The organism is Micromonospora sp. 067-2 (assembly GCF_046549295.1).
In the GTDB taxonomy this organism is placed as follows: Bacteria; Actinomycetota; Actinomycetes; order Mycobacteriales; family Micromonosporaceae; genus Micromonospora.
The window spans coordinates 448,922-463,995 of the sequence record NZ_JAJPWB010000001.1 but is presented as its reverse complement, the minus strand read 5'-3'; the positions used below and the strand labels follow the sequence as shown (position 1 = coordinate 463,995).

The window sequence follows — 15,074 nt, the reverse complement described above, 5'->3', positions numbered from 1 at the left end:
CTTCCGACGTGCGAAGATCAGTTTCGTTCGTCGACGGGGGAGGAAGACATGCGTTACCGCACCTTGGGCGCCACGGGCACGGTGGTGTCGACCCTGTGTCTGGGCACGATGACATTCGGAGCGGAGACCGACGAGGCGGGCAGCTTCGCCCAGCTGGACCGGTTCGTCGAGGCCGGTGGCACCTTTCTCGACACCGCCGACGTCTACTCCGCCGGTGTCTCCGAGGAGATCGTCGGTCGCTGGCTGCGGGCACGGCCCGACCTGCGCGACCGGCTGGTCATCGCCACCAAGGGCCGGTTCCCGATGGGGCCGGACGCGAACGACGCCGGCCTGTCCCGGGTGCACCTCACCCGCGCCCTGGACGCCAGCCTCCGGCGGCTCGGAATCGAGGCCGTCGACCTCTACCAGGCGCACGCCTGGGACCCGCTGACCCCGCTGCCGGAGACGCTGCGCTTCTTCGACGACGCGGTCCGCGCCGGCAAGATCCGCTATGCGGGGGTCAGCAACTTCATCGGTTGGCAGTTGCAGAAGGCCGCCCTGCTCACCCAGAGCCTCAACCTCACCCCGATCGTGACCCTGCAGCCGCAGTACAACCTGCTGGCCCGGGAGATCGAGTTCGAGCTGGTGGAGGTCTGTGAGAACGAGGGCATCGGCATCCTGCCGTGGTCACCGTTGGGCGGTGGCTGGCTGACCGGCAAGTACCAGCGCGACAACACGCCCACCGGCGCGACGCGACTCGGCGAGAACCCACAGCGGGGCGTCGAGGCGTACGCGGGCCGCAACGCCGAGGAGCGCACGTGGCGGGTGATCGACGCGGTCAGGCAGGTCGCGGATGACCGGGGCGTGTCCATGTCGGCGGTGGCGCTGGCCTGGTTGGCGGCCCGACCGGCGGTCACCTCGGTGATCCTCGGCGCACGGACCACAGCGCAACTCGACGACAACCTGACCGCCGCCGACCTGGTCCTCGACGCGGAGCAGATGCGGTTGCTGGACGAGGCGAGCGCACCGCTGGTGGGGGACTACCCGTACGGCGAGGCCGGTGTGCGGCAGCGCGCCCGCGATCTGCCCAGCGCGTCATGACCTCCTTCCCCGAGCCCACCGCCCCCGCCGGCAGCCGCGGCGAGGTCTTTCTGCGCTACCTGGACTACTTCCGCGAATCGGTGCTGGACAGGGTGTCGGCGCTGTCCGAGTCGGAGCTGCGGCGCAGCCGGCTGCCCTCGGGATGGACCCCGCTGGAGCTGCTCAAGCACCTACGCCACGTCGAGCTGCGCTGGATCGAGTGGGGTTTCCAGGGCCGGGACGTCGCCGAGCCGTGGGGCGACCGCCGCGGCGATCGCTGGCACGTTGCTCCGGACGAGACCTGCGCGGATCTGGTGGCGGCGCTGCGAGATCAGGGGGCGCACACCAGCGCGGTCGTGGACGCGCACGACCTGGCCGAGATCGGCGCGCCGGGCCCGCGCTGGAACGGCGCGGACCCGGCGTCACTGGAGCGGGTGCTGTTCCACCTGGTCCAGGAGTACGCGCGCCACCTCGGCCACCTCGACGTGGTCACCGAACTCGCCGGCGGCCCGACCGGAGAGTGAGGCCGCCGGCGGGATAGTGGGCCGCATGCCTCTACTCGTCGCACCCGCCCTGCCCGCCGGAAGCCTCGGCGCCCAGGTTACCGGCCAGGTGAGTCGGCGTACGCCGGGGACGAGCGCGGTGCCCGCGCAGGAGGCCAGGACCAGCAGGCCCGCAACGGCCAGCGGGACGGGTGCTCCGAACGCGTCGGCGGCCAACGGCGCCCAGCGACACCAGCCAGTCGTACGAGGTGACCCGGGCCAGGACCTCGGGCGGGAAGTGATGCTGTACGACGGTCCCCCACACCGGGTTGAGGTAGCCCAGGGCGGTCAGCGCCACGGCGTAGGCGGCGATCACCGCTGGCGCGGGTGCTGCGACGGCGAGCAGGAACAGCGGCGCGGCGTAGCAGGCCAGGCCGAGGTTGGCCAGCAGCATCGGCCGGTGCAGCCGCACCCGCCCGGCCAGCAGCGATCCGGCGAGCATCCCGATCGCGCCGGCCTGCAGCAGCAGCACCCAGGTCGTCTCGCCGCCGAGGCGGTCGATGGCGACGGCCGGTCCGAGGGTCGTCAGCACGGCGGCGGCGCCGTTCCACACGCCGTGGCCGAGCAGGCTGGTCCAGAACCAGTCGCGGACCGCGCGGGTGGACGCGCTGCTGCGGGGGATTTCGTACGCCGGATCCCGTCGACAGTCGACTGCCACCGCGTCGACGTGGAACTCACCGAGGCGGGTCAGGCCGCGTGGCGCGGGGCGGTGGAGGTCCAAAGCGCGGAGAAGCACCGTCTGCTCGGGGCGCTCACCGCGACCGAACGGCGACATCTCTCGGATCTGCTGCGCCGGTTGCTGCTTGTCGCCGAGCAGCCGCAGACCGCCTGATTGGGCCGCACCCTCGAGTGAGCGGGCCGCAGACCGATTGAGGGGGCCGGAAATCGCCTGGCGGTCCGCGTACCGTTGATGGAAGGGTGACCGGCGTGACTGCGCATGTGCTGGCCGGGGCCCTTGCCGACGACGGACGGCGACGGATCTTCGCGGCGATCGTGCTGGGTGCGACCAGCGCGACCGAGGTCGCCGAGCGGGCCGGCCTGCCGGCGCGGGTGGTGCTCACCGGGGTCCGCCGGCTCACCGACGCGGGTCTCGTCGTCACCGGGGCGGACGGCGCGCTCGCGGCCGACGACGCGTCGCTGCGCGCGAATAGCCGCCCGGCCGACGACGCCGAACCCGGCGTCGACCCGGTGCTGCGGACCTTCCTGCGCGCGGGCGTCCTGGTGGGCCTGCCGGCGCAGCGGGGCCGGCGACGGGTCCTGCTGGCGCACATCGCCGAGCAGTCGTTCGAGCCGGGCACCCGCTATCCGGAGCGGGCCGTCGACGACGCCCTCAAGCCGTGGTGCGCCGCGGGAGGGTCGGATCACGCGACCCTACGCCGGTGTCTGATCGACGAGCAGTTGCTCACCCGCGAGCACGGCATCTACCAGCGGCTCTGATCGGCAGCCACGCGAACCGTCTCGTCGCGGAGGATCTTGCTAGCCTCGGCGCATGACCTCCTGCACGCCCTCCGACGGCCCGCCGGACCTGTTGTTCCTGCTCTCCTGGGCTAGTCACGCGTTGCAGACCGAGCACGCCGCAGGGCTGGCCGAGCTGGGCATCTCGCCGCGGGCGCACTACGTGCTGGCGCAGGCCCGCACCGGTGACCTGACCCAGCGCGAGATCGGCGAGCGGTGCGGTGTGGACAAGACAACGATGGTCGTGACGCTCGACCAGTTGGAACGGGCCGGGCTGGCCGAGCGCCGTCCGGTGCCGACGGACCGGCGTGCCCGGTTGGTCGCGGTGACCCCGGCGGGGGAGCAGGTTCTGCGGCAAGCGCAGCAGGTGGTCAGGCGCATCCAGGACGACCTGCTCGCGGCCCTGCCCGAGCAGGACCGGGAGGTGTTCCTTCGGGCGCTGCTGGGGCTGGTGAGCGGGCCACTGGCAACCACCTCCCCGTACGCGCCGGGTGGCCGCTCCGGCTGTTAGTTTTGGGAAAGATAGTTCCGAACAAGACTATCTGTTACGGTCGTACTCGTTCGTTTCCCCTGAACGAGGAGCCGTCATGAGTACTGCCGCCGTCACGACCCCCGCCCCCTCACCACTGCGCCGCCGCGCCCTCGGCATCGTCGCCGCCGTCGTGGCCCCTCTGGTCATCTGGTCGATCGGCGCGCTCGCCGGAGTCGACTACACCGTCGAGAGCCCGGGCCAGCCCGCCACGGTCATCGGGGCCGGCGCGATCGTCATGATCGCCCTGGGGGCCGCCCTGCTCGGCTGGGCAGCGCTGACGCTGCTGGAGCGGTTCGCCACCCGGGTCGCCCGACCGGTCTGGATCTCACTGGCGATCGTCGTGACGGTGCTGTCCTTCGTCCCCCTGCTCAGCGTCGAGGCCACCGGCGGCGCCAAGCTCGCCCTCGGCGCGACGCACGTGGCCGTGGCGGTCGCGCTGATCGCCCTGCTGCCCGCTCGCCGCTGATCACCCGGGTAAAGCCGTTGACCGGGCTGTGATGATCGACAGGTGACCACCACCGCCCGACCAACCTGGGTGACCACCGCTGCCCCACCCGACCGGCCCGACGCCGCGCTGCTGCTGCGCGACTACATGACCGAGATGGTGGTTCGCTATCTCCGTCGCCCGGCCCTGCCTGGCGAGGTCGACGCGGCGCTGGCCGAGATGCCCAATGACGACCTGACCGCGCCGAGCGGGCTGCTCCTGCTCGCCCACCACGGCCGCGACCCGGCCGGCTGCGCCGGGTTGCGCTGGCAACCGGGTTGGGCCGAGCTGACCCGGGTGTTCGTCCGCCCCCACCATCGCGGTGCCGGTGGGGGCGCCGCGCTGCTGGCCGCCGTTGAAGAGCGGACCCGCGCGGCCGGGGCGGACCGGATCCGGCTCGACACCCGGCACGACCTGGTCGAGGCCCGCGCCCTGTACGCCCGGCACGGCTACCGGGAGATCCCGGCTTACTCGCAGGGCCCCTACGCCGAGCACTGGTTCGAAAAACGGCTGCCCTGAGCGGTTGAGGTCCGTACGCGAACACGCCCAACAGGAAAGGAAAGTCGAGTCACCCCGCACCGAGCCAAGCCCCGCCGGGTGACCATCAAGGCCAACGGCGACGCCCGCCGGCAGATCAACGCCTGATCCGTTCTCAGCCTCGGGTGGGACCGGCGCGCCTGCACGCCGATCCCACCCGAGGCTGAGAGTCTTTTTCACATGGTGTTCTCCGACGCTCCGGTGCTCGCCCGCCCGCCCGCGCCACCGGCGCTGCCGAGCGGGCCGGTCGAGGTCACCGAGGCGTGGCTGCGTAACCGGCGGCTGTCCGAGCACACCCGCGACGCGTACCGGCGGGACGTCACCGGCTGGCTGCGTTGGTGCGCCGACCGCGACCTGGACCCGCTGCGGGCCACGTTCCTGCACGTCAACGAGTACGCCCGCGCCCTGGAGAGCAGCGTCGGCGCCCGCAGCGGCCGCCCCCTGACCCCGGCGACCGTCGCGCGCCGACTCTCGGCGCTGTCCAGTTGGTACGACTTCCTCGTCAAACTGGGCGCTGTGCCGGCCAACCCGGTCTCCGGCGCCGACCGCCCCCGCGTCGACCGGGACCACTCCGCCACCATCGGGCTCACGCCCGAGGAGGTGGACGCACTGCTCAGCGCCGCCGACGCGGACACCGGCGCGACCGCCGTACGCAACCGGGCGGCGCTCGCGCTCCTCGCCGACCTGGGTCTGCGGGTCGGCGAGCTGATCTCGCTGGACCTGACCGACCTCGGCTCGGAACGCGGCCATCGCAGCGTGCGCTTCGTCGGCAAGGGCGGCAAACAACGTCGCCGCGCCCTCACCCCCGGCACCGGTTACGCCCTGGACGCCTACCTGGCCCAGCGGGCCGCCACCACCGGTGTGCCGGTGTCGCAGCTCACCGGCCCGCTGCTGGTCACCGCCAGCGGTGCCCGACTGGACCGGCACTCGGTGTTCCGGATGGTCCGGCGGCTCGCCCGCGCCGCCGGCATCCCAGCCTGGGCGAAGCTGTCCCCGCACTCACTGCGGCACGCCTTCGCCACCACCGCCCGCTCGGAGGGCGTGCCGTTGGAGGACGTGCAGGACGCCATGGGGCACGCCGACCCCCGCACCACCCGCCGCTACGACCGGGACCGGCACAACCTCGACCGCGACCCGGCCTACGCGGTGTGGGCGGCCCGGTCGCGGCGTCGCGGCTGAGCAGCGCCTGCGGCGTCACGACCGGCAGTATGCCTCCGAGTCCTACAACGTCGGCCCCGCGACACCGGCCGCCCCCGGGTGTCGGGCCCCCGCCCTATGGTCCAGGGATGAGACACGGTCTGGAGATTTCCTGCGGCGGCGCCTCGATCGCGGTGTCCACCCTGGTCGAACTTGGTGAGCTGGCCGAACGCGCCGGCTGGGACGGCGTGTTCCTGGAGGACTACCTGATCCACTACTCCGGGGACGACCCGTTCACCTACGACCCGTGGCTGGTCCTCGCCGCGATCGCCGGGCGTACCGACCGGGTGCGACTGGGCACCACGGTCACCGCGCTGCCCCGACGTCGCCCGGCGAAGCTGGCGCGAGAGGTCCTCACCCTCGACCACCTCAGCGCGGGCCGGGCCACCGTGGCGGTCGGTGTCGGCGACCCCGGCGACCGGGGCCTGGCCGCCTTCGGCGAGCAGATCGAGGTGTCCGTACGGGCTGCGATGCTCGACGAGGGTCTCGACGTGCTGACCGGGCTGCTCAGCGGTGAGCGGGTCAGCCACCAGGGCACCCACTACCGCGCCGAGGGGGTGGCGCTGCGACCTGCGCCGGTGCAGTCACCACGGGTGCCGGTCTGGGTCGGCGGGAGCACCCAGGCCGGGGCGGTACGCCGCCGGGCGGCCCGCGCCGACGGCATCGTGCCGTACAAGCTCACCGACACCGACGGGTGGTCCGACTTCACCCCCGACGAGGTACGCGACCTGGCGAACGCCCTGCCGTCGACGCGCGCCGACGGTGAGCCGTTCGACGTGGCGATCGGCGGGCGGCGGCGCCGTTCCGACGAACGCGCCGAGCGGGCGTACCTCGGCGAGTTGGCCGCCGCAGGCGCCACCTGGTGGCTGGAGTTCGTCCCGGCCGGCGATCCGGCGACGATGCGCGCCGCCGTCGCCCGGGGCCCCCTGCGTTGACCGCGGGGGTCACGGGGCGTCGAGAGGCCAGAACGTCACGCGGGCCGTGCCGTCGCGGCAGATCAGCCCCGCGCCGACCCGTCGGCAGTCGGTCAGACCCGCCGGAAGCACCGCGGACACCCGATGACCGTCGCGTCCCACGGTCGCGACCAGGGAACGCCTGCCGTCCGCCGCCATCCCCAGCACCACCAGGGGTTCCGTGGAGACCCGGGGGCCCGCCACCGTGCGCCAGTGCGCCCCGGCCGGCCATGTCCACAGCCGAGCCCCGGTGCCCGCGTCGATCGCCCAGCGTCCCTGCTCGTCCTGCCCGCAGATCAAACCCTGGCAGGGCCGCAGGGTCAGCTCACCCGGCTGCGCCGACGCCCGCCAGCGCGGCGCCAGCCCCGGTAGGTGGTACCCGGTGAGCGCCACCTCGCCGCCGCTCGGGTGGCGCAGCACCAGGTGCGCGCCGACGATCTGGGGGTTGTCCGGGCCGTAGTCGGCCGGCGGAAGCTGTCCCCGCCCGCGCTCGGTGCCGTCGCGGGCGTCGAGCAGCCGGGCCAGCCCGTCGTCCTGCACCAGCAGCACCCGCCCGGGCAGCGCCCGTAGCACCGCCGTGGAGGGCAGCGGAACCGACCACCGGGTCGCGCCGGTGGCCGGATCGACCCCGTGCACCGTGCCCTCGACCCGCCGTCCCGGATCGGAGGCGCTGCGCACCTCGCTCACCGCGACCGCCGCGTCTCCGGCCGCGTACACCCGCTCGGGCCGCCGCCACACCGGCTGGCCGGTACGCATCGACCGCGCGGTGGTCGCCCGCGCCCCGCGCGCCTGGTCGCGCTCGACGAGCAGCAGCAGGTCACCGACGACCTCGGCGGACCACCCGGCGGCGGGCGGCACGGTGACCCGCCACCGCGGCGGGCCGTCCGGCGCGGCCGAGTCGTAGGCGCTCAGCGTCGGTGGGTTCGGGTCGGGGTCGACGACCATCAGCAGCGGACCCGCGCCCAGCACGGTCGCCCGGGCGGGCACCACCGGCCCGGGCCGGGGTGTCAGGCGCGCGGCCGGGGCAGAACCGCCGAGCAGGACACAGGCCGCCACCAGCGCTGCCACCCAGCAGCGGCGGGACACCTGCGGCGGTGGCGGGCGCTCGTCCAGTCCGGCGCCCCGGTCGTCACCCAGCTCGATCAGCACCGACACGGTCGCTCACCCGCCCGCGCGCCGGCCGGTCAGCAGAGCAGGTCCAGGTGGTGGTGGGCGTCCTCGGCGATGTCCTCGTGTCGCAACCAGCGCCGCGCCCACAGGCGGGCGGCCAGTTCCGCCTGCTCGTCACCCCACGCCGCGTGCTCGACGAGCAGTGCGGTGCCCAGCGCGTACGCCAGGCGCAGCGCCAGGCCGCGAGCGCCGGCGAGCACCGCCGCGCCGCCCGGTTCGGCGGTGACCGCGGTGATCGTGTCGCGCAGCTGCGCGGCGGCCGTGGCGAGCGTGTCGGCCAGTGCCGGTGACAGCGGCCGGGCCAGGTCCACGGCGGCGGTGAGCCGGCTCAGCAGTGGCGTCCCGGCGTCCTCCCGGGCCAGCGCGCGCAGCACGTCCAGGGCCAGCACGTTGGTGGTGCCCTCCCAGATCGGCAGCACCTGCGCGTCGCGCAGCAGTCGGGGTACGCCGGTGTCCTCCACGTAACCGGCCCCGCCGAAGCTCTCCACGTACTCGCTGGCGGAGCTGACGGCCAGCCGAGCGGTGGCCAGCTTCGCCAGCGGCGCCACGATGCGCAGTTCCTCGGTGGCCGCCGGGTCGGCGCCGACCTCGACCCGACCGAGCAGCGCGAACGCGTGCCCGGCCAGGGCGAACGCGCCCGCCGCGTCCACCGCGAGGGTGCCCAGGGTGGCGCGGTGCAGCGGCGACGACGCCAGCGCGCCGCCCGCGACGTGGCGCGCGTCGGCGTACGCCCGGGCGTAGGCCAGGCCGCGCCGCATGCCGCCGGCCGCCGCGGCGGCGTTGTGGACCCGGGTCACCACGACCAGGGTCATCGCCCGGACCAGGCCGGGCACCGACGGGTCACCCAACGGCACGGCGTACGCGTCGTGCAGGCCGATCTCGGCGGTGGGCAGCGCCCGGGTACCGAGCTTGTCCTTGAGCCGGTGCACGGTGACGCCCGGGGCGGGCGCGTGCGCGGGGAGCCCGTCGGCCAGGGGTGAGTCGGCCGCGTACCGGGGGACCAGGAACGGGGCGAGCATCCGGCTGCCGCGCCCGGCGCCATCCGGGCGGGCGAGCGCCACCGCCATCGCCGAGTCGGCGGCGGAGCAGAACCACTTCTGGCCGGTCAACCGCCACGATCCGTCCGCGGCGGGCCGGCCGACGGTGCTGGAACGGCCCAGGTCGGAGCCGCCCTGCGACTCGGTCATCCACTGCCCACTGGTGATCGCCGTGGCCGGGTCGGTGGAGACCAACCGGGGCAGCCACGCGGCACGAACCTCGGGGTCGACGTCGGGCAGGCTGAGCAGCGCGGCGGCCCCGTCGGCCATCGCCACCGGGCAGGAGAACGTCGCCGACTCCGGGCCGTACAGGTGCAGCAGGGCGTGCTGCACGACCCGCGCGGCGGCACCCCAGGTGCCGCGCGCATCCGGCAGGTAGGGCAGCGCGACCACGGCGTGCCGGGCGGCGGCGGCGCGCTGCGCCTGCCAGCCGGCGGACACCTCGATCCGGTCGATGCGGGCGCCCCACGGGTCGTAGCGGACCAGCGTCGGCGGGTGGGCCTCGGCGTCGGCGTGCGCCGCGCGCAGCGGCCCGGTGACGTCGGCGGCCAGGTCGGCGAGGCGGCCCTTCGCGGCGGCGTGCCCGGCGGGGCCGAGGTGACGCTCCAGCCAGGACCGCAGCAGGCCGTCGCCGGCGTACGGGTCGACGGGGGGTGGTACCGGCTGCACGAAGCGGCTCATCGATCGGCTCCCTGGCGCTGCTCGGGGTGTGCGCCGACGGTAGACGATTCGTGGCCGCTCCGAACAGGCCCAGTTTCCGGCTTGCCGCAGCCCACCGCGATCGCATTCTCTACGGTCGGTAGTCGTGGGTGTTGGGCAGTCGTGGAGCCGACCGGCCCGGCGGCGCCGTCCGATGCGCACCGGGCTGGCCTTCGCCGGGTTCGGCGTGGCGCTGTGCTGTGTCGGGGTGGCCGGGCTGGGCGCCTGGAACCTGCAGACCGTACGCGCCGCCGCCGGCCCGATCCGGGAGACCGCCGACGGTTTCCTCGGCGAGGTGGCCCTCGGTGACACCACCGGGGCGTACGGGCGGCTCTGCGCGGACGCCCGCAGCAGGTGGAGCGCGATCGGGTTCACCAGTTGGGTGCGCACCCCGCCGATGGTCACCGACTACGAGATCACCGACGTCTCGGTGGCCACCCGGGGCGGACGTCCGCACGGCACGGTGACCGTGCGGTTGACCCGCGACGGCGGCACCAGTGAGGAACGTCGCCTGCCGGTGGTCCGCGAGGACGGGGACTGGCGGGTGTGCGGTGACCCGTTCTGAGCCGTCAGTCGCGCGGGCCGAGGTCGCCGCTGCGGTAGTGCCGCCGACAGAGCACCTGGTAGCGCACGTCGGCGGTGTCGACGGTGTCGCCGATGACGACCTGGGCGCCCTCGCGGACCACCCGGCCGTCGACCACCCGGGCGTTGAGCAGCCCTTCCCGGCCGCACCAGCACAGCACCTCGACCTGGATGCGGGCCACCTGGTCGGCCAGTTCGAACAACCGCTGCGCGGCGGGGAACAGGCGGGACCGGAAGTCGGTGGCCAGGCCGAACGCGAAGACGTCCACGTCGTAGCTGTCGACCAGTTCGGCCATCTGCTCGACGTGCTCGACGGTGTAGAAGCACGCCTCGTCGCAGATGAGGTAGTCGACGCGTACCCCGTCGGCCCACCGGCCCCGCACGAGCGCCCGCAGGTCCAGGTCGTCGGTGACCTCGATCGCCTCGTGGGCCAGACCGATGCGCGTGGTGACCTGCGGGCCGAGCGACCGGTCGATGCGGGTGGTGACCAGCCCGCGCCGACCCTGCCGGGCGTGGTTGTAGTTCATCTGCAGCGCCATCGTGGACTTGCCGCAGTCCATCGGCCCCCAGAAGAACTTCAGAGCGGCGGCGTGCACCGGGCGCCCGTCGAGCCCGCGCGCGGCCGCGCACCCGGCCGGAGCGTGCGGCTGGCCGGGAAACGGGTGGGCCAGGCAGGTCGGGGCGGTGGCGGCGTCGTCGGTCACGGTCGGGCAGCCTATCTGATCGACCAGGGCCGATCAGCCGATGCGGCCGTGGTCAGAGCACCCGGGGCGGGGTGTTCCCGGCGGCGACGATGGCCCGGCGGATCGGTACGGCCGCGAGCAACGCGAACCCGACCACGAAGAAGATCAGCAACGAGACCAGGCCCACCCGGTAGGAGGCGGTGAGCTGGAACACCAGGCCGAAGGCGAGCGGACCGAGCCAGCTGGTGCCCTTGTCGCTGATCTCGTAGAAGCCGTAGTACTCGCCCTCCTTGCCGGCGGGGATGAGTTGGCTGAACAGAGACCGGCTCAGCGCCTGGCTGCCGCCGAGGACCAGGCCGATGGCAGCGCCGAGGACCATGAACGGCACCGGTGCCTCGGCGGGCAGCCGGAAGGCGCCGATGATCACACCGGTCCACAGCACCAGGCTGAGCAGCACGGTCTTCCAGGCGCCGATGCGCCGGGCCAGCGCGCCGAGGCTCAGGGCGCCGCCGAAGGCGAGGAACTGCACCAGCAGGATCGTCACGATCAGGGTGCTCTGCTCCAGCCGCAACTCCTCGGTGCCGTACTGGCTGGCGAGGGTGATGACGGTCTGGATGCCGTCGTTGTAGACCAGGAACGCGAGCAGGAAGAACAACGTCAGGGGGTACGCCCTGACCTCGCGCAGCGTGCGGCCGAGCTGCCGGAACCCGTCGGTGAGTACGTTGCCACCCCGGGTCAGCGCCGCTGCCGTGGGGCGCTCCCGCAGCCAGCGCAGCGGCACCAGCGTGAACGCCGCCCACCACACCCCGGCGGACACGATCGACCAGCGGGCCAGGTCCAGGGTGCGCTGCGGGTTGTCGTCCTCGGCGAGCAGGGTGACCGCGACCAGGTTGAACGCCAGCAGCAGGCCGCCACCGAGGTAGCCCAGCGCCCAGCCGCGACTGGAGATGCCGTCGCGCTCGTCGGGGCCGCCGAGCTGCGGCAGGAACGAGTTGTACACCACGATCGCCGCGCCGAAGGAGATGTTGGCGACCAGGAACAGCGCCCCGCCGAGCAGGTAGCGGTCGCCGGTGACGAAGGCCATCGCCATGGTCGCGCCGGCGCCGGTGAACGCTGCGCCGCCGAGCAGCCGCTTCTTGTGCGCCGAACGGTCGGCGATCGCCCCGATCACCGGCAGCACGAACACGGTGAGAAACACCGACAACGAGATCAGGTACGGGTAGTAGGACCCGGCGGCCACCCGGATGCCCAGTGGGTGCACGTACCCGTCGCAGGTGTCCGCACCCAGCTCGCAGCCGGCGGCCAGCTCGGCGACGGTGGTGAGGAAGGGCCCGAGGAACACCGTGATGACGGTGGTCTGGAAGGCGGAGTTGGCCCAGTCGTAGATGTACCAGCCGCTGCGCTCGCGGCGGGTGCTCGCCGGGGGCGGGGTCTCGTCCACCGTGGGGGTCACGGTCTCGGCCATCGGGGTCCTTCGCCGTCTCAGGCGGCCCAGTGGCCGCGGCTGCGGTAGACGTCGCGCAGCACGCCGACGTGATCGGTCATGATGCCATCCACGCCACGATCCAGTAAGTCGTGCATCTGGGCGGGTTCGTCGATCGTCCAGACGTGCACCTGCAGGCCGATCCGGTGGCAGTAGTCGAGGAACCTGCGGTCCACGACCGGCACCCTCCCGTAGCGCGGCGGCACCTGCGCGGCGACCACCGAGGGTGGCAGCCGCAGGGGACGCCCGTGCAGGGAGGCGAGCCGCAGCCGGGCGACGCCGCGCATGCCGAGGCTGGTGGCGACCCGTCCCTCGGTGAGGGCCCGCAGCCGGGTCAACCGGGCGTCGCTGAACGAGGCGAGCAGGACCCGGTCGGCGGCGCCGGCCCGGGTCACGGTGGCCACCGTCGGCGCGACGCCGCCGTCGGCCTTCACGTCGATGTTGAAGCGGACCTGCGGCCAGGCACCCAGCACCTCGTCGAGCCGGGGTACGACGGCGGCGCCGCCCACCCGTACCGAGGCGAGGTCGGCCCAGCGCAGGTCGGCGATGCGCCCCGGTTCGCCGGTGACCCGGGCCAGCGTCGGGTCGTGGAAGATCACCGCCACTCCGTCGGCGGTGGAGTGCACGTCGGTCTCCACGTACCGGTAGCCGAGCCCGACGGCGCGGGCGAAGGCCTCGGTGGTGTTCTCGTCGCCGTCGGCGGCGCCGCCACGGTGGGCGAACGCCAGCGGCGCGGGCGCGTCGAGGTAGCCGAATCGGGTCAACACGTGACGCAGTATGCCCGCTGACGGTGGGCCGATCATCCCGCTGCCCCCGGATCGACCTGAGCTGCGTCGTCGCTGCCGGTCAGTGACGGTCGGCGGTGTTCACTGCAGCCAGCCACTGGTGAGACGGTCGACCGCGCTGCCGTCGAGGTCGGCGAGCTTGACCCCGACGAACTGGCGGGCGCCGTCGGAGGTCTGCACCCGCACCGGCGGTGTCGGGTCGGTCAGGGTGCCCACCACGACCGCCGCGGCGTCCGCCGGCGACTGCGCGGCGGCGAAGGCCGCCGCGCTGCGGGCCAGGTACGCGCGCAGCGCCGGCCCGTACACCCCGGCGTCGGCGATGGCCGCGTCCCGGTCGATGCCGACGTTGGCGACGAACTCGCTGGCCACCGCGCCCGGCTCGACGAGTGTGACCCGTACGCCGGTGGTCGCGGCGAGGGGGGCGAGGGCCTCCATGAATCCCTCGACGGCGAACTTCGCCGCGCAGTACGCCTCGTTGAAGGGCTGTCCGACGATCCCGCCGACGCTGGAGACGGTGACCAGCCGGCCCCGGCTCTCGCGCAGGTGCGGCAGGGCGGCCTGGCTGACGTGCAGCACGCCGAAGAAGTTGACCTCCATGACGGCCCGGATGTCGTCGACGTTCTCCTGCTCCAGGGTTCCCAGGTGCCCGGCGCCGGCGTTGTTGACGACCGCGTCGAGCCGTCCGTACGTGCTGGCGACCTCCTCGACGCAGGCGCTCACGGCGTCGGGTTCGGTGACGTCGAGCCGGCGTACGTCGATCAGCTGGGCGACCCCGGCGGCGTCGGCGGCGTCCCGCAGCCGTTCGGCCCGCCCGACGTCGCGCATGGTCGCCACGGTGCGCCAGCCGGCGCGGGCGCATCCCAGCGCGATCTCCAGCCCGATACCGGTGGACGTGCCCGTGATCAACACTGTCTGCTCGCTCACTGTCTCCTGCTTTCGTCGTGGCCCGCTCCGGGCAGAGTCTCATTGTTCGAGTGCCCTGGAGGTCAGGTCGGGCCGACCTGACCTCCAGGTCGAGGTGCGTCGTCAGGTGCGTGGCGTCCGGGTCAACCCGGCCGGCGGCGATGGACGCGGCCCAGGTCGCTCGGACGGCCGGGGTCGACGTGTCGGGGCCGGTCGGGTTCGTCGGGGCGCAGCGGGGCGAGGGTGTCGGTGAGCGCGTCGATGATCGCGTCGGTGGCCCGGCGGGCGGCGCCGGGGCCGGCGGCGCTCACCTCGCCCAGCTCGACGGGCGCACCGAAGTGCACCCGGATCACCGGACGACGCCAGATCGCCCGGGCGACGGAGCGCAGCATCCCCTTGGGCGCCCGGTAGGGCAGCACCTCGTGGGCGCCCCACTGGGCGACCGGGATGACCGGTGCGCCGCAGGTCAGGGCCAAACGGGCGGCGCCGGTCTTGCCGCGTTCGGGCCACATGCCGGGGTCCAGCCCGATGCGCCCCTCCGGGTAGATGAGGATCGTCGAGCCTGCGGCGACGGCCGTCGTGGCGACGTCGAGGGCCTGGTGCACGGCGCTCGTGCCCCGGTCGACGCGGATGTGTCCGGCGCGGCGCATGAGGGCGCCGATCACCGGGGCGCGGAACAGCCCGGCGGTGGCCATGATCCGGGGGGCGACGCCGCGGGTCTGGCAGGCGGCGACCATCACCACCGGGTCGAACGGGCTGATGTGGTTGGCGGCCAGCACCAGCGGGCCGCGACGCAGGTGCGCGGGGACGTCGCCGGTGACCTCGAGGCGGGCCAGTAGACCGACCAGCGAGCGGGCCAGCAGTTGGGCGGCGCGCCAGATCAGCGGTGCTTGCCAGAGGGAGTGCGCGGTGTCCATCAGCGCGCCATCGTCGCACGCGGCGGCAGGGTCGCGAGGGCGGGCCGGCTGGTTGC

At 73.8% G+C, this 15,074-nt stretch carries 18 protein-coding genes; 10 read left to right on the top strand and 8 right to left on the bottom strand.

The window, feature by feature from the left end; translation table 11 throughout:
- The first annotated feature begins 48 nt into the window (after positions 1 to 48).
- Together ACLJN9_RS02195 and ACLJN9_RS02190 are read left to right on the top strand one after the other, a co-directional pair.
- On the top strand, positions 49 to 1,080 hold the full coding sequence (locus ACLJN9_RS02195) for an aldo/keto reductase (protein WP_410809255.1): 1,032 nt from the start codon (positions 49 to 51) through the stop codon (positions 1,078 to 1,080).
- The gene (locus ACLJN9_RS02190) at positions 1,077 to 1,583 is read left to right on the top strand and encodes a DinB family protein (RefSeq protein WP_410809254.1); all 507 of its coding nucleotides are present in this window, start codon (positions 1,077 to 1,079) and stop codon (positions 1,581 to 1,583) included. Before ACLJN9_RS02195 ends, ACLJN9_RS02190 begins: the two co-directional genes overlap by 4 nt.
- Positions 1,584 to 1,614: 31 nt before the next feature.
- On the opposite strand, the gene ACLJN9_RS02185 is transcribed toward ACLJN9_RS02190, so the two are convergent.
- A complete protein-coding gene (locus ACLJN9_RS02185; RefSeq protein ID WP_410809253.1) occupies positions 1,615 to 2,259 on the bottom strand; it encodes an MFS transporter in 645 nt (214 codons plus the stop codon).
- 9 nt (positions 2,260 to 2,268) lie between these two features.
- Between ACLJN9_RS02185 and ACLJN9_RS02180 the strand changes: the two genes are divergently transcribed.
- The 7 genes from ACLJN9_RS02180 to ACLJN9_RS02150 all read left to right on the top strand — a co-directional run bounded on the left by ACLJN9_RS02180 (position 2,269) and on the right by ACLJN9_RS02150 (position 6,741).
- Positions 2,269 to 2,433, top strand: a complete 165-nt coding sequence (locus ACLJN9_RS02180; RefSeq protein WP_410809252.1) for a hypothetical protein — start codon at positions 2,269 to 2,271, stop codon at positions 2,431 to 2,433.
- Between the two features lie 95 nt (positions 2,434 to 2,528).
- On the top strand, positions 2,529 to 3,038 hold the full coding sequence (locus ACLJN9_RS02175) for a DUF2087 domain-containing protein (protein WP_410809251.1): 510 nt from the start codon (positions 2,529 to 2,531) through the stop codon (positions 3,036 to 3,038).
- Between the two features lie 52 nt (positions 3,039 to 3,090).
- Positions 3,091 to 3,567: a MarR family winged helix-turn-helix transcriptional regulator gene (locus ACLJN9_RS02170; protein WP_410809250.1), complete on the top strand. Its 477-nt coding sequence runs from the start codon at positions 3,091 to 3,093 to the stop codon at positions 3,565 to 3,567.
- A gap of 76 nt (positions 3,568 to 3,643) precedes the next feature.
- Positions 3,644 to 4,054 carry a DUF6069 family protein gene (locus ACLJN9_RS02165; protein WP_410809249.1) on the top strand — a complete coding sequence of 137 codons (411 nt, stop codon included), beginning with the start codon at positions 3,644 to 3,646 and terminating at the stop codon, positions 4,052 to 4,054.
- A 42-nt stretch (positions 4,055 to 4,096) separates the two neighbouring features.
- Positions 4,097 to 4,591: a GNAT family N-acetyltransferase gene (locus ACLJN9_RS02160; RefSeq protein ID WP_410809248.1), complete on the top strand. Its 495-nt coding sequence runs from the start codon at positions 4,097 to 4,099 to the stop codon at positions 4,589 to 4,591.
- A gap of 198 nt (positions 4,592 to 4,789) precedes the next feature.
- Complete coding sequence (locus tag ACLJN9_RS02155; RefSeq protein WP_410809247.1) at positions 4,790 to 5,788, top strand: tyrosine-type recombinase/integrase; 999 nt, start codon at positions 4,790 to 4,792, stop codon at positions 5,786 to 5,788.
- Between the two features lie 107 nt (positions 5,789 to 5,895).
- Positions 5,896 to 6,741, top strand: a complete 846-nt coding sequence (locus tag ACLJN9_RS02150; protein ID WP_410809246.1) for an LLM class flavin-dependent oxidoreductase — start codon at positions 5,896 to 5,898, stop codon at positions 6,739 to 6,741.
- 9 nt (positions 6,742 to 6,750) lie between these two features.
- On the opposite strand, the gene ACLJN9_RS02145 is transcribed toward ACLJN9_RS02150, so the two are convergent.
- Positions 6,751 to 7,914: a PQQ-binding-like beta-propeller repeat protein gene (locus ACLJN9_RS02145; protein WP_410809245.1), complete on the bottom strand. Its 1,164-nt coding sequence runs from the start codon at positions 7,912 to 7,914 to the stop codon at positions 6,751 to 6,753.
- Positions 7,915 to 7,943: 29 nt separating this feature from the next.
- A complete protein-coding gene (locus ACLJN9_RS02140; RefSeq protein WP_410809244.1) occupies positions 7,944 to 9,647 on the bottom strand; it encodes an acyl-CoA dehydrogenase family protein in 1,704 nt (567 codons plus the stop codon).
- Between the two features lie 172 nt (positions 9,648 to 9,819).
- On the opposite strand from ACLJN9_RS02140, the gene ACLJN9_RS02135 reads away from it, so the two are divergent.
- The gene (locus ACLJN9_RS02135) at positions 9,820 to 10,230 is read left to right on the top strand and encodes a hypothetical protein (protein ID WP_410809526.1); all 411 of its coding nucleotides are present in this window, start codon (positions 9,820 to 9,822) and stop codon (positions 10,228 to 10,230) included.
- Positions 10,231 to 10,234: 4 nt separating this feature from the next.
- On the opposite strand, the gene ACLJN9_RS02130 is transcribed toward ACLJN9_RS02135, so the two are convergent.
- From ACLJN9_RS02130 to ACLJN9_RS02110, 5 genes are all read right to left on the bottom strand, one after another.
- The gene (locus ACLJN9_RS02130) at positions 10,235 to 10,951 is read right to left on the bottom strand and encodes a thymidine kinase (protein WP_410809243.1); all 717 of its coding nucleotides are present in this window, start codon (positions 10,949 to 10,951) and stop codon (positions 10,235 to 10,237) included.
- A 52-nt stretch (positions 10,952 to 11,003) separates the two neighbouring features.
- Positions 11,004 to 12,395 carry an MFS transporter gene (locus tag ACLJN9_RS02125; RefSeq protein ID WP_410809242.1) on the bottom strand — a complete coding sequence of 464 codons (1,392 nt, stop codon included), beginning with the start codon at positions 12,393 to 12,395 and terminating at the stop codon, positions 11,004 to 11,006.
- Positions 12,396 to 12,412: 17 nt separating this feature from the next.
- Complete coding sequence (locus tag ACLJN9_RS02120; protein ID WP_410809241.1) at positions 12,413 to 13,216, bottom strand: glycerophosphodiester phosphodiesterase; 804 nt, start codon at positions 13,214 to 13,216, stop codon at positions 12,413 to 12,415.
- A 63-nt stretch (positions 13,217 to 13,279) separates the two neighbouring features.
- On the bottom strand, positions 13,280 to 14,122 hold the full coding sequence (locus ACLJN9_RS02115; protein WP_410809240.1) for an SDR family oxidoreductase: 843 nt from the start codon (positions 14,120 to 14,122) through the stop codon (positions 13,280 to 13,282).
- Positions 14,123 to 14,244: 122 nt separating this feature from the next.
- Complete coding sequence (locus ACLJN9_RS02110) at positions 14,245 to 15,018, bottom strand: lysophospholipid acyltransferase family protein (RefSeq protein ID WP_410809524.1); 774 nt, start codon at positions 15,016 to 15,018, stop codon at positions 14,245 to 14,247.
- Positions 15,019 to 15,074: the final 56 nt, after the last annotated feature.